The organism is Amycolatopsis sp. NPDC054798 (assembly GCF_053611505.1).
This window is the reverse complement of the sequence record NZ_JBSHAM010000115.1, coordinates 1-22,715: the sequence shown is the minus strand read 5'-3', so window position 1 is coordinate 22,715 and position 22,715 is coordinate 1. Positions and strand designations below refer to the sequence as shown.

Sequence of the window (22,715 nt, the reverse complement as noted above, 5' to 3'; positions counted from 1 at the left end):
GGAAAGATGCCTTGACAAGCACCCCCGAACCGCAGGGGAGGCTTCGTATCGGGGTGCGGGGGAGTGTGGGTGCGTTGGCGGGGTTGGGTGCGCGGGTGCGGCTGGGCAGGTGGGGGCGCGGGGCTTGGGTGCGTTGGTGGGTTTGGGTGCGCGGGCTGCGGTTGGGGTGGTGGGGCGCGGGGCTTGGGCGCCTTGATGAGTTGGGTTCGCGGGTGGCGGTTGGTTGGTGGGTGGGGGCTGGCTCCCCAATGTGGCATTGGGTGCGTGGGACGCACCGAACGCCGCATTGGGTGCATCCGACGCACCCAATGCCACATTGGGGGCGGTCGTGCGGTGAGGGGGGAGGGCCGTGAAGGGCCCCTTGAGGGAATCCAAGTACGTGAAGGAGCCCTTCACGGCCCGTTGAAGGTCGTGAGGGGAACCCTGAGGGAATCTGAGTCCGTGAAGGGGCCCCTCACGGACAACCGGGAGATCAGCCCAGGGAGCGGGCGGCTGCGGTCGCTTGCTGGGCGTAGGACTGTCTGAAGAGGACAGTGTGCACCAGCAGCGGGAAAAGCTGGTGCAGGGCGATCCGGTCCCGGTAGCCGTCCGCCAGCGGGGTGACTTCGTTGTAGGCGGCCAGGATTCGTTCCAGGTGCGGGCAGCCGAACAGATGCAGCATCGCGAGGTCGGTCTCTCGGTGTCCGCCGTGTGCTGCTGGGTCGATCAGCACTGCGCCGTCGGAGTTCCAGAGGACGTTTCCGTTCCATAGGTCTCCGTGCAGCCGGGCGGGGGGTTCCGCTGGGCCGGTCACCAAAGGGATCCGCGTGCAGGCTCGTTCGAAGACGGCGGGGTCTAGGAGCCCGGCTGCCATTCGGACGTAGGGCAGGATCCGGTGCTCTGCGTACCACTCCGGCCACGAGTCGCCCGGGGAGTTGCGCATCGGGGCGGTCCCGATCCACGCTTCGGTCGGGCCGTCCGGGGGAGGGGCGCCGAACGCTGGGGCTCCGGCGGAGTGCAGTCGGGCGAGGGCCCGGCCGAACTCCTCGGCGTGCGAGGGCGTGGACTCGGTCACCCGGTCTAGCACTAGCCAGGTGTCGTCCGCGCCGTGCACGCGGGGGATGCGCACCGCGTCGGCTGCGGCCAGCCAGCGCAGTCCGGCGGCCTCGGCCCGGGTCGCGCCTGGAGCGTGGCCGCGCTTCAGTATCGCGGCGAAGCGTTGGTCGCCGTCGGTTAGTTCGACCTCACTGAGGGTGCTCGAAGCGCCTCGTGCGATCGCCTCGAACCCGGTGAGCCGTGCCGCCGCCGCGGCCGGACCTTCGCTCTGCTGCCCGGAAACCACGGTTCCGACGCTACGGGCGCGCACCGGGGCCCGCTGATCGGCGCGGGTGCGGCAGGTGCCCCGCAGCCAGTCTTGTCAACCCTCTGGCCTAGACTCGGATATCCCGGTCAGCAGGTGACCGGGGCGGTCCTGAGGGACTGTCCGCCCCCATCGTTTACCGCTCGAGGAGAAGACCTTGAAGAGCACCGTCGAGCAGCTCAGCCCGACGCGAGTGAAGATCAATGTCGAGGTGCCGTTCGACGAGCTCAAGCCGAACTTCGACGCCGCGTACCGGAAGATCGCCCAGCAGGTGCGCGTCCCCGGTTTCCGCCCCGGCAAGGTCCCCGCTCGCGTCCTGGAAAGCCGGATCGGCCGCGCGCCGGTGCTCGACGAGGTCGTCAACGAGGCCATTCCGGCCAAGTACATCGAGGCCGTCCGCGCGGGCGAGGTCCGGACGCTCGGCCAGCCCGAGTTCGAGGTGACCAAGCTCGAGGACCGCGAGGTGCTGGAGTTCAGCGCCGAGGTCGACGTGCGGCCGGAGATCGAGCTGCCCGACCTCGCCGGCCTCGAGATCAGCGTCGACGACGTCGAGACCACCGACGAAGAGGTCGCCGAGCAGCTCGACGAGCTGCGCGCCCGCTTCGGCACCCTGACCGGCGTCGAGCGCCCGGCCCAGACCGGCGACTTCGTGTCGATCGACCTGTCGGCCAGCGTCGACGGCAAGGCCGTCGAGGAGGCCTCCACCACCGGCCTGTCCTACGAGATCGGCTCCGGCCAGCTCGTGGACGGCATCGACGAGGCGATCGTCGGCGCGAACGCCGGCGAGACCAAGGTGTTCACCACCAAGCTGGTCGCGGGCGAGTTCGCCGGCCAGGACGCCGAGGTCACCGTCACCGTGCAGTCGGTCAAGGAGCGCGAGCTGCCCGAGGCCGACGACGAGTTCGCCCAGCTGGCGAGCGAGTTCGACACGATCGACGAACTGCGCGAGGACCTGCGCACCCGGCTCGGCCGCGTCAAGAAGATGCAGCAGGGCGTCCAGGCGCGCGACAAGGTCCTCGAGATCCTCCTGGAGCGCACCGAGGTGCCGCTGCCGGAGAAGGTCCTCGAGGCCGAGATCGAGAACCGCAAGCACGACGCGGTCCACCCGTTCGACCACGACGAGGCGCAGTTCGCCAAGGCGCTCGAGGCCGAGGGCCGCACCCTCGACGAGTTCAACGCCGAGGTCAAGGAGGAGTCGGAGAAGGCCGTCCGCACGCAGCTGCTGCTGGACACCATCGCCGACAAGGAGAAGACGTCGGTCAACGACGGCGAGCTCACCGAGCGGATCATCTACCAGGCGCAGCGCTTCGGCGTCAGCCCGGACGAGTACGTGCAGCGGGCCCAGCAGTCCGGCCAGCTGACCGCGATCTACGCCGACGTCCGCCGCGGCAAGGCGCTCGCGTCGGTCGTGCGCGGCACCACGGTGAAGGACGCGTCCGGGTCCGAGGTCGACCTGAGCGAGCTGTTCGGCTCCGACGAAGAGCCGGCTGGCGAGGAGACGCAGGTCACCGAAGAAGCGGCGGCGACCCCAGCCGAGTAAAGCTGTAAGCGAACTTGGGCGGTGTCAGGCATTCTGCACCGCCCAAGTTCGTTAGGGTCGGTTGCAAGATCTCAAGCATCTGAACACGACAGCGGCGGCGCGGCTTTCACAGGCGGCCCGCCGCCGGTGAAAAGGCAGGCAGACGTGAAGCAGCACATGCCCGAGGGGCGGACCGGCACCGCGGGGCTCAACCTCACCGACTCGGTGTTCGAGCGGTTGCTCCAGGAGCGCATCGTCGTTCTCGGCTCCGAGGTCAACGACGAGGTCGCCAACCGGCTCACCGCGCAGCTCCTGCTGCTCGACGCGGACGACGCCGAATCGGACATCCGGTTCTACATCAACTCGCCGGGCGGGTCGGTGACCGCCGGGTTCGCGATCTACGACACCATGCAGCTCATCCGCCCGGACGTGGCGACCTACGCGATGGGCATGGCGGCCTCGATGGGGCAGTTCCTGCTCTCCTCGGGCACCCCCGGCAAGCGCTACGCGCTCCCGCACGCGCGCATCCTGATGCACCAGCCGTCCGCGGGCGTCGGCGGCACCGCCTCCGACATCGCGATCCAGGCGGACCTGTTCAACAAGTGGAAGCAGGAGCTCGCGAAGATCACCGCCGAGCAGACCGGCCAGACCACCGAGCAGATCATCAAGGACGGCGACCGCGACCGCTGGTTCACCGCGCAGGAGGCGAAGGACTACGGCTTCGTCGACCACGTGCTGACCCGCGACAGCGGCCTGACCTCGAGCAACTGAGCCCCGAAGCACCACACAGGAGAGCATCATGAGCAACTTCCGGCTCCCGGGTGACTTCCGGGCTCCGAATTCCGCACTGTCTCCTCAGTCGCGGTACATCCTCCCGTCCTACGTCGAGCGCACCAGCTACGGCGTGAAGGAGTCCAACCCGTACAACAAGCTGTACGAGGAGCGGACGATCTTCCTCGGCGTGCAGGTGGACGACGCGTCGGCGAACGACGTGATGGCCCAGCTGCTGCACCTCGAGCACGAGGACCCGGACCGCGACATCAGCATCTACATCAACTCCCCGGGCGGGTCGTTCACGTCGCTGATGGCGATCTACGACACCATGCAGTACATCCGCCCGGACATCTCGACCGTGTGCCTCGGCCAGGCCGCCTCGGCCGCCGCGGTGCTGCTGGCGGCGGGCACGCCGGGCAAGCGCATGGCGCTGCCGAACGCGCGCGTGCTGATCCACCAGCCGGCCACCGAGGGCACCTACGGGCAGGTCTCGGACCTGGAGATCCAGGCCAACGAGATCCAGCGCGTGCGCCGCCAGATGGAGGTCATCCTGGCGAAGCACACGAACAAGGAACCGGACGAGATCAAGGCTGACATCGAGCGGGACAAGATCCTCACCGCCGAGGAGGCCAAGGCCTACGGCCTGATCGACGAGGTGCTCCCGTACCGGAAGGCCTCGGCGAACTGACCGCGACGGGCCGGTGCGCGCCGAATCCGCGACGCGCACCGGTCCGCTGGTCTACTGTCGGTCGTCGACGGGCCCTATGGGGGTCGGGTGTTCCCGCCCGCGCCTTCGGGCGGGTACCGTCGATGGCAATGCGTGTGGGTTCCGGGAACGCCTGGCAGTCCCGGGGCCGCCATCCAGTTGTGCAGGTGCGCTCGCGCACCGGAGGGGACGAGGTCAACGGCCATGGCACGGATCGGTGACGGCGGCGACCTGCTGAAGTGTTCTTTCTGCGGCAAGAGCCAGAAGCAGGTGAAGAAGCTCATTGCCGGGCCAGGGGTCTACATCTGCGATGAGTGCATCGACCTCTGCAACGAGATCATCGAAGAGGAGCTGGCCGAAGCCGGCGACGTGAAGCTCGACGAGCTGCCCAAGCCCGCCGACATCCACGAATTCCTCGAGCAGTACATCATCGGCCAGGACGACGCGAAGAAGACGCTCGCGGTCGCGGTGTACAACCACTACAAGCGGATCCAGGCCGACGACAAATCCGGCCCGAAGGACTCCAAGGACGAGCCGGTCGAGCTGGCCAAGTCCAACATCCTGATGCTCGGCCCCACCGGCTGCGGCAAGACCTACCTCGCGCAGACGCTGGCGAAGCTGCTGAACGTCCCGTTCGCGATCGCCGACGCCACCGCGCTCACCGAGGCGGGCTACGTCGGCGAGGACGTCGAGAACATCCTGCTGAAGCTGATCCAGGCGGCCGACTACGACGTCAAGCGCGCCGAGACCGGCATCATCTACATCGACGAGGTCGACAAGATCGCCCGCAAGAGCGAGAACCCGTCGATCACCCGCGACGTGTCCGGCGAGGGCGTGCAGCAGGCGCTGCTGAAGATCCTCGAGGGCACCACCGCGTCGGTGCCGCCGCAGGGCGGGCGGAAGCATCCGCACCAGGAGTTCATCCAGATCGACACCACGAACGTGCTGTTCATCGTCGCGGGCGCGTTCGCCGGGCTGGAAAAGATCATCAACGAGCGGGTCGGCAAGCGCGGCCTCGGCTTCGGCGCGGAGATCCGCACGAAGGCCGAGATCGAGGGCAGCGACGTGTTCTCCGAGACCATGCCGGAGGACCTGATCAAGTTCGGGCTGATCCCGGAGTTCATCGGACGGCTCCCGGTCGTGGCGACGGTGAACCACCTGGACAAGGAATCGCTCGTCTCGATCCTCACCCAGCCGCGCAACGCACTGGTGAAGCAGTACAAGAAGCTCTTCGAGATGGACAACGTCGAGCTGGAGTTCACCAAGACCGCGCTCGAGGCCATCGCCGACCAGGCCGTGCTGCGCGGCACCGGCGCCCGCGGCCTGCGCGCGATCATGGAGGAGGTCCTCCAGCCGGTCATGTACGACATCCCGAGCCGCGAGGACGTGGCCAAGGTCGTGATCACCGAGCAGACCGTGCGGGAGAACGTCAACCCCACGATCGTGGCTCGCCAGCCGTCGCGCCGCACCCGCAGCGAGCGCGGCGAGAAGTCGGCCTGACCCGGGCGTCGGCCGGGCGTTAGCAGGAGTCGGCTGTCCGGGTGTCCGCGGCAGGCGCGATAATGGACAGGATGACAACCGTGCCGCTGACCGCACCCCGGGGGGACGACACTGCCGACCCCGGCGAAGCGGTACCCGCCGAAACCGAGCCGTCCGCCGCGCCGGTCGGCCTCGTGGAGCTGAGCGAACGGGTCGCCGCGTCCGTGCTGACGCGGTTCCCGTGGCTGCTCCGCGCGTCCGAGATCATGCTCGCGCTGTTCACGCTGGTGTGCCTGGTCGCGGTCGGCACCCGGCTGTCGGCGCTGCCGCTGCTGCCGATCCCGCTGTTCGTGGTGTCGTGGCTGTTCCTGCGCCGCCTGCGCGGTTCGGAGACGCGGGCGCAGCAGCTGCGCTGGTCGTTGCTGACGGCGCTCGCGGCGATGGTCGGGTTCTGGGTGATGTCGGTCGTGGCCCGCTGGGTTTCGTAACTCGCTCGCGGCGGTCGTCCTCCGCGGTGGAGGATGGCACGGTGGATGCGGTCGTGCAGTGGGTGTGCACCTCGTGGACGAAGAAATCCCGCGGCGGTGCGGAGGCGGCTCGGCGCAACGCGGCCCCGATCGCATTCCCGCTTCCGGCGTTGACCGCGCCCTTTGCCCAGATGGTGCGGATGGACGAAGAGACGGATTTCGAGGCCCGGTTCGAGGCTGGGGAAGGCGTGCCGGAAAAAGCACGGGCGGAGCTGTATTCGATGGTTCGTCTCGACGAGGCGGGCGACCTGCTCCGGGTGAAACTGGACGCGATCCGCTACGCGAGCCCCAAGCGTCCGCGCCGTCCTCCGGCGTACCGGCTGGGCCGCGGCGAATGGCTGCGGTGGCAGGTCAATTACCGTTTCAGTGGTTACAGCACCGAGTGGCGTTACCGGCTGGACACCGTGAACATCGCGTACGAACCAGCGTCAACGGACCTGTTCCTGGGCACCCCGACGCACGTGATCGACGAACTGGCGAGCCTCTTCTGATCCCGGCGAAGCAGGCTCAAGCCTTCTGCCGCAAATGCTTCCCCAGGAACCCCACCATGCTCGGCACCGTGGTCCGGAAAAACGTGTCGCTGTGCTTCCCGTGCGCGGTATACCCGATGGTCGGGCGCGTTTCCGCGATATACCGCCGCACGCCCGTGATGAACGGGTCCTCCGTACCGCAGTAAACGGCCGTCGGAATGCCCTGCAAAGCGGACTGATGGCGCAGCGGATCGAGAGACGTCCAGTCGGTCATGCCGGTGAAAATGCGGCGTTTCGCCATTTCCGGCCACGACGTGATCAGCGCCGGGGCGATCGCGGCGACCGCGGCTGGCGGCTGGCGGCGTTCGGCTCGGCGGCGGGCGTACAGCAGTGCCCCGAAACCACCCATCGACACTCCGGCGCACGCGAACGGCAGTCCGTCCGTGCCGCCGAATCCGCGGGCGCGCAGCCATTGCGGGACTTCTTCCAGCAGCATCGCCATCGGGTCGTCGCCGGGACGGACCTGGTGCCAGTAGTTGTCGCCGCCGTCGATCGCGAGGAAGCCGTACGCGGGCACGGCTTTGCGCGCGACGTCGCTGCCCAGCTGCTTCAGCAATCCGCTCGGCGCGGCCGAACGCGCGGAACCGTGCAGGCCGTGCAGCATCAGCGAAATGGGCAAACCGGCCGGCGGCTTTTTGCTCGGCAGCAGGAAAACGAGATCCACTTCCCGGCCGCGGGCGTGCGAGTAGACCCGCTCCACCCGCATGCTGCCCAATTGGGTAACCGGCGTCGACGACGTGACGCCCAGTGCCCGTTGCAGTGCCTGGTTGAACGGCACCACCCCGGTCGCGCTCCCCACCGCGAGCCCGGCAATGCCGAGGCCCGAGGCGCCCGCGATCAGCATGGACCGGCGGCTCACCCGCCTTCGGCCCTCAGTCTCCTCGGTCACCCGATCCCCCTCACCCATATAGCGTAAGACGTGGCGAAGGGACAAAACGTTGCCTTCTGAAGATCTTCACTCTGTTGTTGTGACCAGCCCCACGGACGCCCGGGCGGCGGCAGGGCGGTCTCCGAGCCCGACGACCAGCGTCACGCAGAGTGGCCCGAGGACGTCGGTCACCCCGCGGTCGCCCCGGCCGAAATGGCCCAGCAGTTCGAGGGTGACATAGCCGTGCACCGCGCTCCACACTTGTGAGGCGACGGCGAGCGGGTCGCCCTTGAGCCGTCCGGCCTCGACGGTGCGCGCGACGGCGGCGACCATGCCCCGGAACGACGCCGCGGCTTCGGTGTCCTGGTCCTCCTTGAACAGGTCGCCCACGGCTTGTCCGCGCGCCCCCGCCTCGCGGAACATCAGCGCGAACAGTTCCGGGTGCTCCACCGCGGTGCGGCGGTAGGCCAGTGCGAGGCGGTACAGATCGGCCACCGGGTCGTCGGTCTGCCCGACCGTGGCCATGTTCGCGCTCAGCCGCCGGAACCCTTCCTGTGCAACGGCATCGGTGAGCGCGGACATTCCGCCGAAGTGGGTGTAGACGGCCATGGTGGACGCGCCGATCTCGGCCGCCAGCTTGCGGGCTTGCAGTGCTTCCGCGCCGCCGTCGGCCAGCAGCCGGATCGCCGCCTCGACGAGTTGTGCCCGCGCCTGTTCGCCCCGCGTCCGCTCGCTCATGCTTGCCAGTATCTCATAACCCTGTTATACCTGTGGCCATAACCACGTTATGAACGGGAGCGCGCCATGGGAAACCTGTTCCTCGAAGGCAACTTCGCGCCGGTCGAGCGCGAGTACACGAGCACCCGATTGACGGTCACCGGGCAGCTGCCCGGCTATCTCGACGGCCGGTATCTGCGCAACGGGCCGAATCCGAGCGACCCGGATCCGGAAACTCACCACTGGTTCCTCGGCCGAGGCATGGTGCACGGCGTGCGGCTGCGCGACGGCCGGGCCGAGTGGTACCGCAGCCGCCGGGTCGGTACCGACGAAGCCGGGGCCAACACCAACGTCATCGGGCACGCCGGGCGCACGATCGCGCTGGTCGAGGGCGGGCTGCCGCAATGGGAACTCAGCGAGGAACTGGACACTCTCGGCGTCTGCGATTTCGGCGGCACCCTTTCCGGGTACACGGCTCACCCGAAGCGTGACCCCCGGACCGGTGAACTGCACGCGGTTTCGTACCAATTCGGGCTCGGGAACCGGGTGCAGTATTCGGTGGTCGGCACCGACGGCCGGGCGCGGCGCACAGTCGACGTCGAGGTCACCGGCGCGCCGATGATGCACGATTTCTCGCTCACCGAACGGTATGTCGTGTTCTACGACCTGCCGGTCACCTTCGATCCGGACCAGGCCCCGGTGCCGGTCGACGTGCCCGACCCGCTGACCGCGCGCACCGGCCGCGGCGTGAGTTCCCTGCCCTACCGGTGGAATCCGGACTATCCGGCGCGCATCGGCGTGATGCCGCGCGAGGGGGACAACGGCGACGTCCGCTGGTTCGACGTCGGGCAGTGCTACGTCTTCCACCCGCTCAACGCCTACGACGAGGACGACCGGATCGTGCTCGACGTGGTCCGCCACCCGAAGATGTTCGACCGCGCGCTGCACGGCCCGGCCGAAGGCGAGCCGACGCTCGACCGGTGGACCGTCGATCTCTCCGCGGGGAAAGTCGTCGAAGACCGGATCGACGAGCACGGCCAGGAGTTCCCGCGAGTGGACGAGCGGCTGGTGGGTTTGCCGCACCGGTACGGCTACACGACGGCGATCGACGACCGGTCGCGCAGCGTCGGCGCGGTGTACAAACACGACCTGCGCAAGGGTTCCGTGGACGCGCGCCGGTTCGGTCCCGGGCGCGAGCCGGGCGAGTTCGTGTTCGTTCCGTCCAGTGCGGACGCGGGCGAGGACGAGGGCGTGCTGATGGGCTACGTCTACGACGCGGCCGAGGCGCGCAGCGACCTTGTCCTGCTCGACGCCGGCACCCTCGAAACCGTCGCCGAGGTGCACCTGCCGGACCGGGTCCCGCACGGCTTCCACGGCAACTGGGTGCCCGCCGAAGCGTGATCAGGTGAGCAGGCGCTGGTCTCCGGTGTAGAGATTCATGCTGTCGCCGCGGAGAAAACCGATGAGCGTCATGCCGTTCTCTTCGGCCAGTTCGACCGCGAGCGACGACGGCGCGGACACCGCGGCAAGCAGCCCGATACCGGCCATCGCGGCCTTCTGCACCAGTTCGAACGAGGCGCGGCCGGAGACCAGCAGCCCCAGGTCGGGGGCAGGGATCCGGTCCGCCTGCAGCGCCCAGCCGAGCACCTTGTCCACCGCGTTGTGCCGTCCGACGTCCTCGCGCACGACGACGAGCTGACCGTCCGAAGTGAACAGTCCGGCGGCGTGCAGGCCGCCGGTGGACGAGAAGACTTTTTGCTTTTCCCGCAACCGGTCCGGCAACTGGGTGAGGACGTCGGTCTTCACGGTGAACTCGGACGCGGCGGGGGAGAATCGGCTGCGCAGCTTCACCGCGTCGAGCGCGGCCTTGCCGCAGACGCCGCACGAAGAGGTCGTGTAGAAGTTCCGCTCGACGCCGGTGTCCGGCGGGGCTACCCCGTCGGCGAGTGCGATGTCGAGCACGTTGTAGGTATTGCGGCCCTGGTCGTCGACGCCGTCGCAGTAACGCGCGACGGCCACGTCCTCACGAGACCCCAGCACGCCTTCGGACAGCAGGAAGCCGTGCGCCAGTTCGACGTCGTGGCCGGGCGTGCGCATTGTCACCGCGAGCGCCTTGCCGCCGACCCGCAGCTCCAACGGCTCCTCGGCGGCCAGCGAGTCCGGCCGGCGCCGTTCGCCGGCCGCGGAGATCCGCCGTACCGGCCGCCGCACCGTCACTCTGCCCATCGCCCGCTCCCGCTCGTTTTGTCGTCTTCGGCGCTGTCCTTTGTCGTCATCGACAAGACAGCCTCAGGTCATTCGACAGTCATCCGGCGCAACGCCGAGGATCTGGTAAACCATTCCCAGCACCTCGTCACTGTTGGGAGGAGACCGCCGATGGCTGTCCCCGGCTTCCTTGCCCGTTCCCGCATCGTCGCACCGCCCGGCTGGACCCGCTGGCTCGTGCCGCCGGCCGCGCTGTCCATCCATCTGTCGATCGGCCAAGCCTACGCGTGGAGTGTTTTCAAGACGCCGCTGGAGAAGACCCTGGGGCTGTCCGGCACGCAGTCCGGGCTGCCGTTCCAGCTCGGCATCGTGATGCTGGGCCTGTCCGCCGCGTTCGGCGGCACCCTGGTGGAGCGCAACGGGCCGCGCTGGGCGATGGCGGTCGCCACGGTGTGTTTCTCGACTGGGTTCCTGCTCGCCGCGCTCGGCGTCGCGACCGGCCAGTTCTGGCTCGTGGTGGCCGGTTACGGCGGGGTCGGCGGGATCGGCCTCGGCATCGGCTACATCTCGCCGGTGTCGACGCTGATCAAATGGTTCCCGGACCGGCCGGGCATGGCCACCGGGATCGCGATCATGGGCTTCGGCGGAGGTGCGCTGATCGCGTCGCCGTGGTCGTCGGCGATGCTCGGCGCCTCGCCCACGACGGGCGACATCGCGACGGCGTTCCTCATTCACGGGATCGTGTACGCGGTGTTCATGACGATGGGCGTGCTGATCGTCCGGGTCCCGGCCGACGACTGGCGTCCGGCGGGCGCGGTGAAGCAGGCCGCGGTCAAGCCGATGATCTCCACGGCGAATGTCTCGGCGGCGAACGCGTTGAAGACTCCGCAGTTCTGGTGCCTGTGGATTGTCTTGTGCCTCAACGTGACCGCGGGCATCGGAATCCTGGAGAAGGCCGCGCCGATGATCACCGACTTCTTCAAGGGCACCTCGGTCCCGGTCGGCACCGCGTCCGCGGCCGGGTTCGTCGCGCTGCTCTCGCTCACCAACATGCTGGGCCGGTTCGTCTGGTCGTCCACGTCGGATCTGGCGGGGCGCAAGAACATCTACCGGTTCTACCTCGGCGTCGGCGCGCTGCTGTACCTCGTGATCGCGCTGACCACGAACGGCTCGAAGCTCGTGTTCGTGCTGTGCGCGATGCTGATCCTGTCCTTCTACGGCGGCGGATTCGCGACGCTCCCGGCGTATCTCAAGGACCTGTTCGGCACCTATCAGGTCGGCGCGATCCACGGCAGGCTGCTGACCGCGTGGTCCGCGGCGGGCGTGCTCGGGCCGCTGATCGTGGACGGGATCGCGGACAGCCAGAAGGCCGCGGGCAAGACCGGGCCGGATCTCTACCAGTTGTCGTTCTGGATCATGATCGGCTTGCTGGTGGTCGGGTTCGTCGCGAACGAATGCGTGCGCCCGGTGAAGGAGAAATTCCACGAACCGGCCGGTCCGGCCGCGGTGGGGAGCGAGGCGTGATGACGAGTGCCGAAGGCCGTTCCAGCGGCCGGACCCTCCTGCTGGTGATCGCCTGGCTGTGGGTGCTCGCCCCGTTCGCCTACGGAGTGGTCGAGCTGATCCGGAAGGTGGTCGGGCTGTTCGGCGGCTGAGCGCGGCCGGGAGCTCGCTGCTGAAATAAGGGCTGGACAAATGGTCAAGAGTCGTTGACCATTGTCCCCGTGACTGGGGACGACCAGGCGGGCTATGTCCCGCCCCAAGACACTGTCCATGTCGAGACGACCGACCAGCTGCGCGCGGTCAGCAACGTCGTGCGGCACCGCGTGCTCGCGGTGCTGCGCGACGGGCCCGCGACGATTACGCAGGTCGCCGAGCAGCTGGGGATCGCGAAAGGCAGCTCCAGCTACCACATGCGGGTGCTGGAGCGCGCCGGGCTCGTGCACGTCGTGCGCACGCGGAAGGTGCGCGGCGTGATCGAGCGCTACTACGCGCACGTCGGGCGGAGCATCGAGCTGCCCGAACCGGCCGCGGGGCAGCGGGACGTGCTGCTGCAGCACGCGCTCGACGACCTCTCGACCGCGCCCGAGGGCTCGCACCGGTACGTCCGGATGCAGCACACGCGGATCAGCGAGGAGCGGTTCGAGGAGTTCGAGCGCCGGTTGGCCGAACTGCTCGACGAAGTGCGGGACGCGCGCGATGCCGACGAGGCCGCCGCTACCGTCGCGGTCGCGTTCTTCCGTCCGGGTCCCGGAGCGGCCAGATGACCAAGTCGAAAATGCCGCCCGCGTTCAGTCGCTTGTGGACAGCCGCGACGGTCAGTTCTCTCGGCGACGGCGCGTATGTCGCGGCTTTGCCGTTGCTGGCGGTGCTGCTGGACAGTGATCCGCTGGTGGTCAGCCTGGTGACGGTGGCGGTGCTCGCGCCGTATCCGGTGGCCGGGCTGTTCGCCGGTGCGCTGGTCGACCGCTGGGACCGGCGGCGCACGATGTGGATCGCGGATCTGGCGCGGGCCGCGCTGCTGGTGGTGACGGTGGTCGCGGGCGCACTGGGCTGGCTCAGCATTCCGGTCCTGCTCGGGGTGGCGTTCCTGCTCGGCACCGGCACGCTGTTCTTCGACACCGCCGCGCAGGCGTACCTGCCGGATCTGCTCGCCCGTGACCAGAACTTGCTCCGCCGGGCCAACGGCTACCTGCGCGGGGCGTCCACCGCTGCCGGGCAGTTCACCGGACCGCCGATCGGCAGTTTTCTTTTCACCGTGGGGAGAACGCTGCCGTTCGCGGTGAACGCACTGACCTATGTGGCCAGTGCGGTGCTGATCCGCACGCTGCCGCCGGCGCCGGTGCCGAAACGCGAGCCGGGACGCTCGGTGTGGGCGGACTCGAAAGAGGGTTTCGCTTACGTCGTCAAGGATCGGCTGCTGCTCGGTTTAGCCCTGCGCCCCGCGGTCGGGAACCTGGCGTTCGGTGCTTTCGGGGCGGTGCTGGTGGTGTTCGCGAAGGACGCGTTGGGCCTGCAGTCCGCCGGATACGGTTTCCTGCTCGCTGCGGACGCGGCCGGGGGACTGGTGGGCGCGATGGTGCTCGCCGGACCGCTGGAGAAATGGCTGGGGACTGGCACTGCGCTCACCGCCACCGCGGTGGTCGAGGGCGGCGCGGTGCTGGCCTTCGGTCTCGCCCGGGACCCGTGGTTCGCCGGGGCGATGTTCGCGCTCTGCGGCTGCGCGATGGCGGCGACCATGGTGCTTGGCGGTTCGCTGCGCCAGGTCGTGGTCCCGGCGCGGTTGATGGGCCGGGTCGCCGCGGCGTCGCGACTGGTCTCAGCCTCGGCCGCACCGGCGGGTGCCGTGCTGGGCGGCTGGCTCGCCGCGACGGCCGGCGTGCGAGTGCCGTACGTGGCGGCAGCGGGTGTGCTGGTGTCGATGACTCTGGTGACGATGAGCATGACCAGCAACAAGCGGATCGAAGAGGCGCTCGCGAAGGCGAAAGAAGCTATGCCGGTCGCGTAGCAGTCAAGGCGACGAAAACGATCGGGAACACCAAAGTCAGCGGGGAAACCGTGAGCCACACGCGGTGCGCTGCCCGGCTCGGCTCGCCCAGCGAGGCGGTCAGCGCACCGATTCCGGCCGCGATCGGGAGGGCGAAAAACCCGAAGTGCAGGAAGGAAACGACCACGATGATCTTGAACGCGTCCGGCAGGCTCAGCACCTTCGAACCAGCCGCCAGCCCTGCCGCGAGCACGCACAGCACCAGAGCGGAGACCACAAACGCGCCGACGCCGTGCAAGGCGCCGACGAGCGCGACGCGCGTTCGACCGGGTTCGGTGTCCATCCGGTAATCCTGGCAGGCCGCGGCGGATTGGCCGGGCTGTTCTGCCAACCGGGCGAAAATGGTTACGCCAGCTGGACAGTCGCCGTGGTGAACACGACGATCGGGAACAGCGTGGAGAGCACTGCGACCGTGATCCACACTCGCCGCTTCGCTCGCTCCGGCGCGCCGAGCGAGGCGGCGAGGGCCCCGATCCCAGCGGCGATCGGCACCAGGTACAGCCCGACGTGCAGGTAAATGCCGAGCACGATGAGCCCGACCATGGCCGGAGCGCTCAGGAACTGCGCCGCGCTCATCAGGACAGCCGAGATCCCGCACAGCACGAGGGCGCAGCCGACTAGCGCACTGATGCCGTGCAAGGCGCCGGCAAGCGCGATGCGGGCTCGGCTCGGCTGAGCGGTTTCGGTGGTCACCTCACGATCCTGCCAGGCCACGCGATCCGGCGAAGGCGGGAAACTACTCAGTTCGGATCCGGCCGAGCAAGCTCTCCCGGGCGGACTCCACATGATGCTCCGCGACCCGGGCGAGCCGCTCCCGGTCACCGCTGCGGATCAGCTCCGCCAGCTCGCGATGTTCGTCGACCACCCGAGCCCGGTAATGCTCATGACCGAGCGAAACCCGTTGCAGCTGAAACAAAAACACCTGCGACCGAACCGCGTGCCACGCTTCGGTCAGGCGGCCGTTGCCCGCGGCGGCGTACACGCGGTCGTGGAACGCGATGTCCAGCGCCAGCAGTTGCGGCCCGTCGGCTTTCGACCGGACCGCCTTCGCCAGGTCGGCGACCAGCGCGTCCAATGCGTCCAGATCCTCAGCGGACGCGGTGGCGCGGGCGGTGACCGCAGCGAGTCGGTCCAGTGCGGCACGGACCGAGTAGACCTCTTCGACGTCTTCGGGGGTTACGTCGACCACTGTGGTCGGCCGGTGCCAGTCGCAGCGGACCAGTCCTTCCCGGGCGAGCTGGGCGATGCCCTCGCGCACCGAACCGCGGCTGATCTCCAGCGACGCCGCGAGTTCGACCTCGCGCAACGGCGCGCCGGGCCGGAAATGCCCGGCGAAAATGGCTTCGCGCACGCGGTCGGCGGCCTCGTCGGCGAGCCCGCGGCGCGCCGCCTTCCTCAGCGGGGTGATTTCCACGTCCTAATGTTGACATTCGAACATCTGCCAGTCAACGTGGAGACACCGATCCCCGCGCCGAAGGAGTGCCCCATGGCTGTCCGTCCCGCCTTCCACCTGGCCATTCCGGTCGACGACCTGCCGAAGGCCCGCGAGTTCTACGGCGGAGTGCTCGGCCTGCCGGAGGGCCGTTCGTCGGACGCGTGGATCGACTGGAACTTCCGCGGCCACCAGGTCGTCACGCACGTGGTACCGGGAGCTCGCGCGGAAGCGGGCCGCAATCCGGTCGACGGGCACGACGTGCCGGTGCCGCATTTCGGCCTGGTGCTCGACGTCGACAGCTTCCACGAGCTGGCCGGGCGGCTGCGCGCGGCGGGGACCGAATTCGTGATCGAGCCGTATCAGCGGTTCGCCGGCGAGGCGGGGGAGCAGTGGACGATGTTCCTGCACGACCCGGCCGGGAACGCACTGGAGTTCAAGGCGTTCCGCGACGAGACGCAGCTGTTCGCGAAATGAACGTCCTCGTCACCGGAGCTTCGCGCGGGATCGGCCGCGCCATCGCCGTCGCCTTCGCCACCAGGGGCGACCGGGTCGCCGTCCACTGTGGATCCAACCGGGAGGCCGCGCGCGAGACGCTCGAGGCGCTGCCCGGGTCCGGGCACGTGCTCGTGTCCGGCGACCTCGGCAACCCCGACGCCGCGCAGTGGGTCGCCGACGTCGCCGAGGAACAGCTCGGCGGGGTCGACGTGCTGGTCAACAACGCCGCGGTCGGGACCACCCCGGCCACCCGCACGCCGATCGCCGAAATGTCCTATGCGGACTGGCAGGAGGCGTGGCGGCACACGCTGGACGTCAACCTCCTCGGCGCGGCCAACGTTTCCTTCCACGTCGCCCGCCATCTCATCGCCCGCAGCGTGCCCGGCCGGATCGTGAACATCGGGTCGCGCGGGGCGTTCCGCGGCGAGCCGGAGTACTTGCCGTACGGGGCGAGCAAAGCCGCGCTGCATTCGTTCGGCCAATCGCTGGCGGTCCAGCTGGCCCCGCACGGCATCTCGGTCACCTCGGTCGCTCCGGGCTTCACCGCGACCGAGCGCGTCGCCGACCGGGTCACCGACGAGGTGCGGGAGCAGAGCCCGTTCGGCCGGGTCGCCGAACCGGAGGAGATCGCCGAAGCGGTGGTGTTCCTGGCCTCGTCGGAGACGCCGTGGGCGTCCGGCGCGATCCTGGACGTGAACGGGGCCTCACACCTGCGCTGAGCTGTGAGCTGTGTCACGAATGCAGCAGATCGGCGTCCCCGGACGTCCAGAGAGGCGTGCGGATCGCAGGAAAAGTTATCGCCGGCGCGCTTTCGATGGTGGTTTTCGCGGGCACGGCCTACGGGTTCTCTACTCTGAGCGCGCTCGACGACATCACGCGAAGCGACGTGATCGGCGGCGGCGGATCGGTGGACGAGGGCCAGAAGCACGCCGACGGGGCGATGGACATCCTGCTGGTCGGCCGGGACGCGCGGAAGGGCCCGGACGGGAGCCCGCTGCCGCAGAGCGTGCTCGACGAACTGCGCGCCGGCGCGAACGGCGACGACCTCACCGACACGCTGATCGTGATGCGGATTCCGGACGGGCAGCAGGAGGTCAAGGCGTTCTCGATCCCGCGCGACTCGTACGTCTCGATGCCCGGCGGGAAAAGCAAGATCAACGCCGCGTTCGGCCGCGGCAAGGCGGCCGAGGCGTCGAAACTGCGCTCGGCCGGGGAAACCGACAAGGACAAGATCGAGAAGGAGTCCATGACCGCGGCGCGCAAGGCGACGCGGCAGGCGGTCGAGGACCTCACCGGTGTCACGATCGACCACTACGCCGAGGTCAACCTGCTGAGCTTCTCCGAGATCAGCAAGGCCGTCGGCGGGGTCGAGGTGTGCCTGAAGAAGGCCACCAAGGACGAGAACTCGGGCGCGGATTTCCCGGCCGGCAAACAGCGGCTCTCCGGCGGCGCCGCGCTCGCTTTCGTGCGCCAGCGCGACAACCTGCCCGGCACCGACTTCGGCCGGATGCGGCGGCAGCAGGTGTTCCTCGCCTCGATGGCGCATCAGGTGCTCTCGGCCGGGACGCTCGCCGACCCGGGCAAGCTGAGCGATCTCATCGACGCGGTGAAGCGGTCGGTGGTGCTGGACCAGTCGTGGGACATCCTGGACTTCGTCGGCAAGATGCGCGGGGTGTCCGGCGGCGGCATCCAGTTCACGACGATCCCGGTGGAGAACCCGGACTACCGGTACGACCGTTCCCATCCCACGGCGACCGCGGTGCAGGTGGATCCCGCGAAGGTGAAAGCGTTCGCGGCCGGGCTGATCGGCGCTTCGCAGCCCGCCGCGCCGCCGGCCGCACCGAAGGCGGCGGTGGACATTTCCAACGCCGGTGGGGCTTCCGGGCTCGCGGCGCGGGTCGCGGATGTGTTGAAAGGCAAGGGGTTCGCCGCGACTGCAGCGGGCAATGCGCCGTCGCAGCGGACGTCGATCGTGCGGTATCCCGCTGCGCTTGCCGCCGAGGGGGCTGAGGTGGCGAAGGAGCTGGGCGGACTGTCCATTAAGGAATCGACGGACGTTCCCGCTGGGCATATCCAGGTGGTGCTGGGGAAGGTCTACTCGGGACCGGGGGTGTCGGACGGCGGGGCCGCGGGTGGCGGGCCGGTGAAGGCCGACCAGCCGCAGCCGGTGACGTCGGATGGGGACAACTGCATCGACTGAGGTCTTGTGAGTGGCTATGCCGGTTAGAACCGGCGTAGCCACTCACAAGCAGGTCACGCGTGGCGATGCGGTTCCAGCCGGATCACCACAGCCTTCGACACCGGCGTATTCGACTTCTCCGCGACAGAATCCAGCGGCACCAACGCATTCGCCTCAGGGAAATACGCGGCCGCACACCCCCGCGCCGTCGGGTACGCCACCGCGCGGAAGCTGGGCGCCCGCCGCTCCCCGTCACGCCATTCCGAGACCAAATCCACGATTTCCCCGTCCGCGACCCCCAGCGCGGCCAGGTCGTCCGGGTGCACGAACACGACCCGGCGCCCGTCCTCGATGCCGCGATACCGGTCGGACAGACCGTAGATCGTGGTGTTGTACTGGTCGTGGCTGCGCAGCGTCTGCAGCAGCAACCGGCCTTCCGGCACCTCCGGATACTCCAGCTCCGACACCGTGAACGTGCCCTTGCCGGTGGCCGTGCCGGTGAACTCCCGCGAGTCGCGCGGCGCGTGCGGCAGCACGAAACCGTCCGGTTCGCGGACGCGCCGGTTGTAGTCGTGGCAGCCCGGCACTACGGCGGCGATGCGGTCGCGGATCAGGTCGTAGTTCTTCTCGAACGACCGCCACGGCACCGCGTGGTCCGCGCCGAGCAGCCGCTCCGCCAGCCGGCAGACGATGGCGACCTCGGACAGCAGGTCGTCGCTCGCCGGGGCCAGCCGCCCGCGCGAGGCGTGCACCTGGGACATCGAGTCCTCGACCGTCACGAACTGCCGTCCGGATTCCTGCTCGTCCCGTTCGGTGCGGCCGAGCGTCGGCAGGATCAGTGCGGTGCGGCCGGGGACGACGTGCGAACGGTTGAGCTTCGTCGAGACGTGCACGGTCAGCGAGCACGAGCGCAGCGCGTCCGCGGTCCGGTCCGAATCCGGGGTGGCGGAGGCGAAGTTGCCGCCCATCGCGAAGAACACCTTGCCGCGGCCGTCGAGCATCGCGCGGATCGAATCGACGGTGTCCCAGCCGTGCTTGCGCGGCACGCTGATGCCGAATTCGCGGTCGAGCGCGTCCATGAACGGCTCGGGCATTTTCTCCCACACGCCCATGGTGCGGTCGCCTTGCACGTTCGAGTGGCCGCGCACCGGGCACAGGCCCGCGCCCGGCTTGCCGATCATCCCGCGCACCAGCGCCAGGTTCACCACCTCGGCGATCGTCGGCACCGCGTGCTTGTGCTGGGTCAGGCCCATCGCCCAGCAGTAGATCGTGCGCTCGGACGTCGCGATCATCCGCGCGAGACGCTCGATCTGCTCGCGGCTGAGGCCGGTCGCCTTCTCCGTCTCTGGCCAGTCGATCTCGCTGCGCTGCTTGGCCCAGTCCTCGAAGCCGTGCGTGGAGTTCTCCACGAACTCGCGGTCCACAATGGACCCCGGCGCGGCTTCTTCCCACTGCAGCAGCAGATGCCCGACCGCCTGGAAGAGCGCGAGGTCGCCGCCGAGGCGGATCTGCGCGAACTCGTCGGCCAGCGGCGTGCCCTTGCCGACCACGCCGCGCACGTTCTGCGGGTTCTTGAACCGCATCAGGCCGGCCTCGGGCAGCGGGTTGACCGCGACGACCTTCGCGCCGTGCCCCTTCGCCTGCTCCAGCGCGGAAAGCATCCGCGGGTGGTTCGTGCCGGGGTTCTGCCCGACGACCACGATCAGGTCGGCCTGGTGGATGTCGGCCAGCGACACCGATCCCTTGCCGATGCCGGTGGTCGCCGACAACGCCGCGCCGGAGGATTCGTGGCACATGTTCGAGCAGTCCGGCAGGTTGTTCGTGCCGTACGCGCGAACCAGCAGCTGGTACACGAACGCGGCCTCGTTGCTGGTGCGGCCGGAGGTGTAGAAGATCGCCTCGTCCGGGCTCGCCAGGGCGCGCAGTTCGCCGGCGATCACGCCGAACGCCTCGTCCCACGAGATCGGTTCGTAGTGCGACGCGCCCTCGCGCAGCACCATCGGCTCGGTGAGCCGGCCCTGCTGGCCGAGCCAGTAGTCGGTGCGCTCGTTCAGTTCGGACACTGAATGCGCGGCGAAGAACTCTCGCCCGACACGGCGTTTCGTCGCCTCCTCGGCGACCGCCTTCGCGCCGTTTTCGCAGAACTCCGCCATTTTGCGCTTCTCGCCGTCGACCTGCCGCGGCTCGGGCCACGCGCAACCCGGGCAGTCGAAGCCGTCCCGCTGGTTCAGCAGCCGCAGCGTGCGGGCGGTGCGGACCGGGCCCATCTGCTCCACCCCGCGAGCGAGCGAAACCGCGACTCCCGGGATTCCGGCCGCCCAGCCTTTCGGCTTGCCCACTTCGAGGCGGGCTTCGTCCACGTCACCAGTCGGAGCTTCGCGAGTCATGGGCACATCGTGCGCCTTTGCCGTGCGGAACCCAAGACGGGGGTCGTCACACCGCCTGCCTCCGGGCGCGTTCGCGGCGTTCGGCCCGCGCCAGCGCGCGGTCCGCGACGGTCACGATCAGCAGCAACCCGCTGGTCACGATCAGCACGACGGCCAGTCGGTGCAGCCCGCCGGAGTCGGCGTTCCCGCCGTAGCACTGGGCGATGATCGTGGCCGCGACGATCGCGCCGAGGTATTGCGCGGTCCGGAAGAGACCGCTCGCGGTGCCCATCGTCTCGGCCGGGGTTTCGCGGTAGAGCGTGGTCTGGTTGGCGACGCTGGTGAGCCCTTGCGCCAGGCCGAACAACGCGGCGAGCACGAGCAGCCAGATCACCGCGGTGCCGTCGTCCACGAACAGCAGCGCGACGGATCCGGCCAGGAGCGCGGCACCGACCAACACCAGCCGAAGCCGGATGCCAGTCGGCCGCCCGGACAGCGCGGCCGCGGCCACGGCGGTCCCGGACATCGGCAGAAGCAGCAGCCCCGCAGCTGATTCGGCGAACCCGCGAGCCTCTTCGAGCCATTGCACGTAGCCGAACATGATCGTGTAGATCGCCAGGAAACTCAGTGCCTGTCGCGCATACGTGCGCAGGACGGGTCCGTTCGAGGCGAGCATCCGCAGGTCGATGAACGGCTTCCGGGCGCGCAGTTCCACCCGCGCGAACAGCGCGCCGAGCGCGATCGCCGCGGCCAGCAGCCACAGATCGCCGACGCGGGGCGCCATCAGGTAGCACAGCAACACCAGCAGGGCAGCGGAAAACAGCACGATCCCGGCGACGTCGATCCGCTCGGCCGGTTTCTCCACCGGGGCGTCCTTGGGCACCCACAGCAGAGTCAGCACGAGGGAAATACCGGCCAGCGGCAGGTTCACCGCGAAGATCGCCGGCCAGCCGAGGAGCGCGATCAGCACGCCGCCGAGCGTCGGGCCGATCACCATGATCGTCTGCGAAGACATCGCCAGCACGGACAACACCCGCGCGGGCACGCCTTCGCCGATCTGGTCGGCACGCCGCCGCAGCACCGCCATCGCGGCCGGGAACCCGGCGCAGGTCCCGATGCCGAGCACAGCGCGCACGCCGGTGAGCCATTCGACCGAGACCGGGATCATCCCGGCGATCCCGGCCGCCATCACGACGGACGCGCCGCCGAGCAGCACACGGCGCGCTCCGTAGCGGTCCACGAGCAGCCCGACGACGGGCTGTCCGACCGCGGTCGCCAGGTACAACGCGGAAATCAGCCAGGCCGTGCGGCCCGGCCCGGCGCCGAAGGCCTGCCCGATCGGGACGAGCGCGACGGCGATGAGCGTGGAGTTGATCGGATTCAGCACGGCGCTCGCGACCAGCGGGGTCACCAGGCGCGCGCCGAAACGGGATTTCGCGGGGGCGGTCGCGGTGTTCGTCAGTGCTCCTCAGGGTTCAGTGCGGTCAGCGTTCAGCGCGGTCAGCGCTGGGCGATCCGCTGCAGCAAGGGCAGCGCGCGCCGGACCGTTTCGAGTTCGTCTTCGGTCAGCTCGTCGGCCAGCGCGGCGGCGAGCCATTCGTCGCGGTGCTGGCGGATCCCGATGACGGTCTTGGCGCCGAGATCGGACAGCGAAAGCACGACGCGCCTGCCGTCGGCGGGGTCGCGCGTGCGGTTCAGGTAGCCGAGCGAGTCGAGCACGCCGAGCGTGGCGGCCATGGACTGCTGCCGGACGTGCTCCGCGGCGGCGAGTTCGGCCTGGGTCGCCGGGCCTTCGCGGTGCAGCCGGTTGAGCACCGCGGTCTGGGTCGGCGTGAGGATCTCGGCGTTGTCGACCTGCCGCAGCCTGCGGTGCAGCTGGCCGACGACGCCGCGGATCCAGCCTGCGGACTCGGCGACGCGCGGCGGGACGGAGGGGTCTTCGGACATAAGCACAGTCTAGCCTGTTTAGTTCAGCCTGTGCATCCTGGCCGAAAACCGTGAAGGGCTCCTTGCGGGAATCAGATTCCCG

At 69.1% G+C, this 22,715-nt stretch carries 24 protein-coding genes; 14 read left to right on the top strand and 10 right to left on the bottom strand.

Annotation, left to right across the window (positions count from 1 at the left end):
- Positions 1-472: 472 nt before the first annotated feature.
- Positions 473-1,321, bottom strand: coding sequence for a fructosamine kinase family protein (locus ACWGIC_RS39605; protein ID WP_452081083.1), 849 nt, complete (start codon positions 1,319-1,321; stop codon positions 473-475).
- Positions 1,322-1,496: 175 nt separating this feature from the next.
- On the opposite strand from ACWGIC_RS39605, the gene tig reads away from it, so the two are divergent.
- The 6 genes from tig to ACWGIC_RS39575 all read left to right on the top strand — a co-directional run bounded on the left by tig (position 1,497) and on the right by ACWGIC_RS39575 (position 6,835).
- The gene (tig, locus tag ACWGIC_RS39600; protein ID WP_452081082.1) at positions 1,497-2,879 is read left to right on the top strand and encodes a trigger factor; all 1,383 of its coding nucleotides are present in this window, start codon (positions 1,497-1,499) and stop codon (positions 2,877-2,879) included.
- Positions 2,880-3,023: 144 nt separating this feature from the next.
- Positions 3,024-3,629, top strand: a complete 606-nt coding sequence (locus tag ACWGIC_RS39595; RefSeq protein ID WP_037813861.1) for a ClpP family protease — start codon at positions 3,024-3,026, stop codon at positions 3,627-3,629.
- A gap of 28 nt (positions 3,630-3,657) precedes the next feature.
- A complete protein-coding gene (locus ACWGIC_RS39590) occupies positions 3,658-4,320 on the top strand; it encodes an ATP-dependent Clp protease proteolytic subunit (RefSeq protein ID WP_067595255.1) in 663 nt (220 codons plus the stop codon).
- Positions 4,321-4,542: 222 nt separating this feature from the next.
- Positions 4,543-5,838 carry an ATP-dependent Clp protease ATP-binding subunit ClpX gene (clpX, locus tag ACWGIC_RS39585; RefSeq protein WP_009081145.1) on the top strand — a complete coding sequence of 432 codons (1,296 nt, stop codon included), beginning with the start codon at positions 4,543-4,545 and terminating at the stop codon, positions 5,836-5,838.
- 71 nt (positions 5,839-5,909) lie between these two features.
- The gene (locus ACWGIC_RS39580) at positions 5,910-6,305 is read left to right on the top strand and encodes a hypothetical protein (RefSeq protein ID WP_452081081.1); all 396 of its coding nucleotides are present in this window, start codon (positions 5,910-5,912) and stop codon (positions 6,303-6,305) included.
- Positions 6,306-6,346: 41 nt separating this feature from the next.
- Positions 6,347-6,835, top strand: a complete 489-nt coding sequence (locus ACWGIC_RS39575; protein ID WP_452081080.1) for a hypothetical protein — start codon at positions 6,347-6,349, stop codon at positions 6,833-6,835.
- A gap of 16 nt (positions 6,836-6,851) precedes the next feature.
- Here ACWGIC_RS39575 and ACWGIC_RS39570 read toward each other — a convergent pair whose 3' ends face one another.
- Positions 6,852-7,781: an alpha/beta hydrolase gene (locus ACWGIC_RS39570; protein WP_452081079.1), complete on the bottom strand. Its 930-nt coding sequence runs from the start codon at positions 7,779-7,781 to the stop codon at positions 6,852-6,854.
- Between the two features lie 48 nt (positions 7,782-7,829).
- A complete protein-coding gene (locus ACWGIC_RS39565) occupies positions 7,830-8,480 on the bottom strand; it encodes a TetR/AcrR family transcriptional regulator (RefSeq protein ID WP_452081078.1) in 651 nt (216 codons plus the stop codon).
- 66 nt (positions 8,481-8,546) lie between these two features.
- On the opposite strand from ACWGIC_RS39565, the gene ACWGIC_RS39560 reads away from it, so the two are divergent.
- Positions 8,547-9,860: a carotenoid oxygenase family protein gene (locus ACWGIC_RS39560; RefSeq protein WP_452081077.1), complete on the top strand. Its 1,314-nt coding sequence runs from the start codon at positions 8,547-8,549 to the stop codon at positions 9,858-9,860.
- Here ACWGIC_RS39560 and fdhD read toward each other — a convergent pair whose 3' ends face one another.
- On the bottom strand, positions 9,861-10,685 hold the full coding sequence (gene fdhD, locus ACWGIC_RS39555) for a formate dehydrogenase accessory sulfurtransferase FdhD (protein WP_452081076.1): 825 nt from the start codon (positions 10,683-10,685) through the stop codon (positions 9,861-9,863). It abuts the gene before it with no gap.
- A gap of 150 nt (positions 10,686-10,835) precedes the next feature.
- Here fdhD and ACWGIC_RS39550 point away from each other — a divergent pair, with 150 nt between their 5' ends.
- From ACWGIC_RS39550 to ACWGIC_RS39535, 4 genes are all read left to right on the top strand, one after another.
- Positions 10,836-12,188, top strand: a complete 1,353-nt coding sequence (locus ACWGIC_RS39550) for an OFA family MFS transporter (RefSeq protein WP_452081075.1) — start codon at positions 10,836-10,838, stop codon at positions 12,186-12,188.
- Positions 12,188-12,319 (top strand): MFS transporter small subunit, encoded by a 132-nt coding sequence (locus tag ACWGIC_RS39545; protein ID WP_452081074.1) that lies wholly within the window; start codon positions 12,188-12,190, stop codon positions 12,317-12,319. The genes ACWGIC_RS39550 and ACWGIC_RS39545 overlap by 1 nt, the downstream gene beginning before the upstream one ends.
- Before the next feature lie 69 nt (positions 12,320-12,388).
- Entirely contained in the window at positions 12,389-12,931 is a 543-nt protein-coding gene (locus ACWGIC_RS39540) for an ArsR/SmtB family transcription factor (RefSeq protein ID WP_452081073.1), read from the top strand.
- On the top strand, positions 12,928-14,172 hold the full coding sequence (locus ACWGIC_RS39535; RefSeq protein WP_452081072.1) for an MFS transporter: 1,245 nt from the start codon (positions 12,928-12,930) through the stop codon (positions 14,170-14,172). Before ACWGIC_RS39540 ends, ACWGIC_RS39535 begins: the two co-directional genes overlap by 4 nt.
- Here the strand turns inward: ACWGIC_RS39535 and ACWGIC_RS39530 are convergent.
- The 3 genes from ACWGIC_RS39530 to ACWGIC_RS39520 all read right to left on the bottom strand — a co-directional run bounded on the left by ACWGIC_RS39530 (position 14,156) and on the right by ACWGIC_RS39520 (position 15,625).
- A complete protein-coding gene (locus tag ACWGIC_RS39530) occupies positions 14,156-14,494 on the bottom strand; it encodes a hypothetical protein (protein ID WP_452081071.1) in 339 nt (112 codons plus the stop codon). The two genes, ACWGIC_RS39535 and ACWGIC_RS39530, sit on opposite strands and share 17 nt — an antisense overlap.
- 62 nt (positions 14,495-14,556) lie before the next feature.
- Positions 14,557-14,904, bottom strand: coding sequence for a hypothetical protein (locus ACWGIC_RS39525; RefSeq protein WP_452081070.1), 348 nt, complete (start codon positions 14,902-14,904; stop codon positions 14,557-14,559).
- Positions 14,905-14,947: 43 nt separating this feature from the next.
- Positions 14,948-15,625, bottom strand: a complete 678-nt coding sequence (locus ACWGIC_RS39520) for a GntR family transcriptional regulator (protein WP_452081069.1) — start codon at positions 15,623-15,625, stop codon at positions 14,948-14,950.
- Between the two features lie 72 nt (positions 15,626-15,697).
- On the opposite strand from ACWGIC_RS39520, the gene ACWGIC_RS39515 reads away from it, so the two are divergent.
- The 3 genes from ACWGIC_RS39515 to ACWGIC_RS39505 are packed head-to-tail and all read left to right on the top strand — an operon-like array spanning position 15,698 to position 18,341.
- The gene (locus ACWGIC_RS39515) at positions 15,698-16,120 is read left to right on the top strand and encodes a VOC family protein (RefSeq protein WP_452081068.1); all 423 of its coding nucleotides are present in this window, start codon (positions 15,698-15,700) and stop codon (positions 16,118-16,120) included.
- Entirely contained in the window at positions 16,117-16,860 is a 744-nt protein-coding gene (locus ACWGIC_RS39510; protein WP_452081067.1) for an SDR family NAD(P)-dependent oxidoreductase, read from the top strand. Before ACWGIC_RS39515 ends, ACWGIC_RS39510 begins: the two co-directional genes overlap by 4 nt.
- A 56-nt stretch (positions 16,861-16,916) precedes the next feature.
- Entirely contained in the window at positions 16,917-18,341 is a 1,425-nt protein-coding gene (locus ACWGIC_RS39505; protein ID WP_452081066.1) for an LCP family protein, read from the top strand.
- Between the two features lie 53 nt (positions 18,342-18,394).
- Here the strand turns inward: ACWGIC_RS39505 and ACWGIC_RS39500 are convergent, their stop codons facing one another.
- From ACWGIC_RS39500 to ACWGIC_RS39490, 3 genes are all read right to left on the bottom strand, one after another.
- Positions 18,395-20,707, bottom strand: coding sequence for an FdhF/YdeP family oxidoreductase (locus ACWGIC_RS39500; protein WP_452081065.1), 2,313 nt, complete (start codon positions 20,705-20,707; stop codon positions 18,395-18,397).
- A gap of 46 nt (positions 20,708-20,753) precedes the next feature.
- Positions 20,754-22,097 (bottom strand): MFS transporter, encoded by a 1,344-nt coding sequence (locus ACWGIC_RS39495; protein ID WP_452081064.1) that lies wholly within the window; start codon positions 22,095-22,097, stop codon positions 20,754-20,756.
- A gap of 89 nt (positions 22,098-22,186) precedes the next feature.
- Entirely contained in the window at positions 22,187-22,633 is a 447-nt protein-coding gene (locus ACWGIC_RS39490) for a MarR family winged helix-turn-helix transcriptional regulator (protein WP_452081063.1), read from the bottom strand.
- Positions 22,634-22,715: the final 82 nt, after the last annotated feature.

Bases quoted from the DNA above. Each gene is read 5' to 3' on its own strand.
- ACWGIC_RS39530 (WP_452081071.1), bottom strand. From the start codon at position 14,494: ATGGACACCGAACCCGGTCGAACGCGCGTCGCGCTCGTCGGCGCCTTG.
- ACWGIC_RS39510 (WP_452081067.1), top strand. From the start codon at position 16,117: ATGAACGTCCTCGTCACCGGAGCTTCGCGCGGGATCGGCCGCGCCATC.
- fdhD (WP_452081076.1), bottom strand. From the start codon at position 10,685: ATGGGCAGAGTGACGGTGCGGCGGCCGGTACGGCGGATCTCCGCGGCC.
- ACWGIC_RS39490 (WP_452081063.1), bottom strand. From the start codon at position 22,633: ATGTCCGAAGACCCCTCCGTCCCGCCGCGCGTCGCCGAGTCCGCAGGC.
- ACWGIC_RS39550 (WP_452081075.1), top strand. From the start codon at position 10,836: ATGGCTGTCCCCGGCTTCCTTGCCCGTTCCCGCATCGTCGCACCGCCC.
- ACWGIC_RS39545 (WP_452081074.1), top strand. From the start codon at position 12,188: ATGACGAGTGCCGAAGGCCGTTCCAGCGGCCGGACCCTCCTGCTGGTG.
- ACWGIC_RS39560 (WP_452081077.1), top strand. From the start codon at position 8,547: ATGGGAAACCTGTTCCTCGAAGGCAACTTCGCGCCGGTCGAGCGCGAG.
- ACWGIC_RS39500 (WP_452081065.1), bottom strand. From the start codon at position 20,707: ATGACTCGCGAAGCTCCGACTGGTGACGTGGACGAAGCCCGCCTCGAA.
- clpX (WP_009081145.1), top strand. From the start codon at position 4,543: ATGGCACGGATCGGTGACGGCGGCGACCTGCTGAAGTGTTCTTTCTGC.
- ACWGIC_RS39535 (WP_452081072.1), top strand. From the start codon at position 12,928: ATGACCAAGTCGAAAATGCCGCCCGCGTTCAGTCGCTTGTGGACAGCC.
- ACWGIC_RS39590 (WP_067595255.1), top strand. From the start codon at position 3,658: ATGAGCAACTTCCGGCTCCCGGGTGACTTCCGGGCTCCGAATTCCGCA.
- ACWGIC_RS39565 (WP_452081078.1), bottom strand. From the start codon at position 8,480: ATGAGCGAGCGGACGCGGGGCGAACAGGCGCGGGCACAACTCGTCGAG.
- ACWGIC_RS39580 (WP_452081081.1), top strand. From the start codon at position 5,910: ATGACAACCGTGCCGCTGACCGCACCCCGGGGGGACGACACTGCCGAC.
- ACWGIC_RS39570 (WP_452081079.1), bottom strand. From the start codon at position 7,781: ATGGGTGAGGGGGATCGGGTGACCGAGGAGACTGAGGGCCGAAGGCGG.
- ACWGIC_RS39515 (WP_452081068.1), top strand. From the start codon at position 15,698: ATGGCTGTCCGTCCCGCCTTCCACCTGGCCATTCCGGTCGACGACCTG.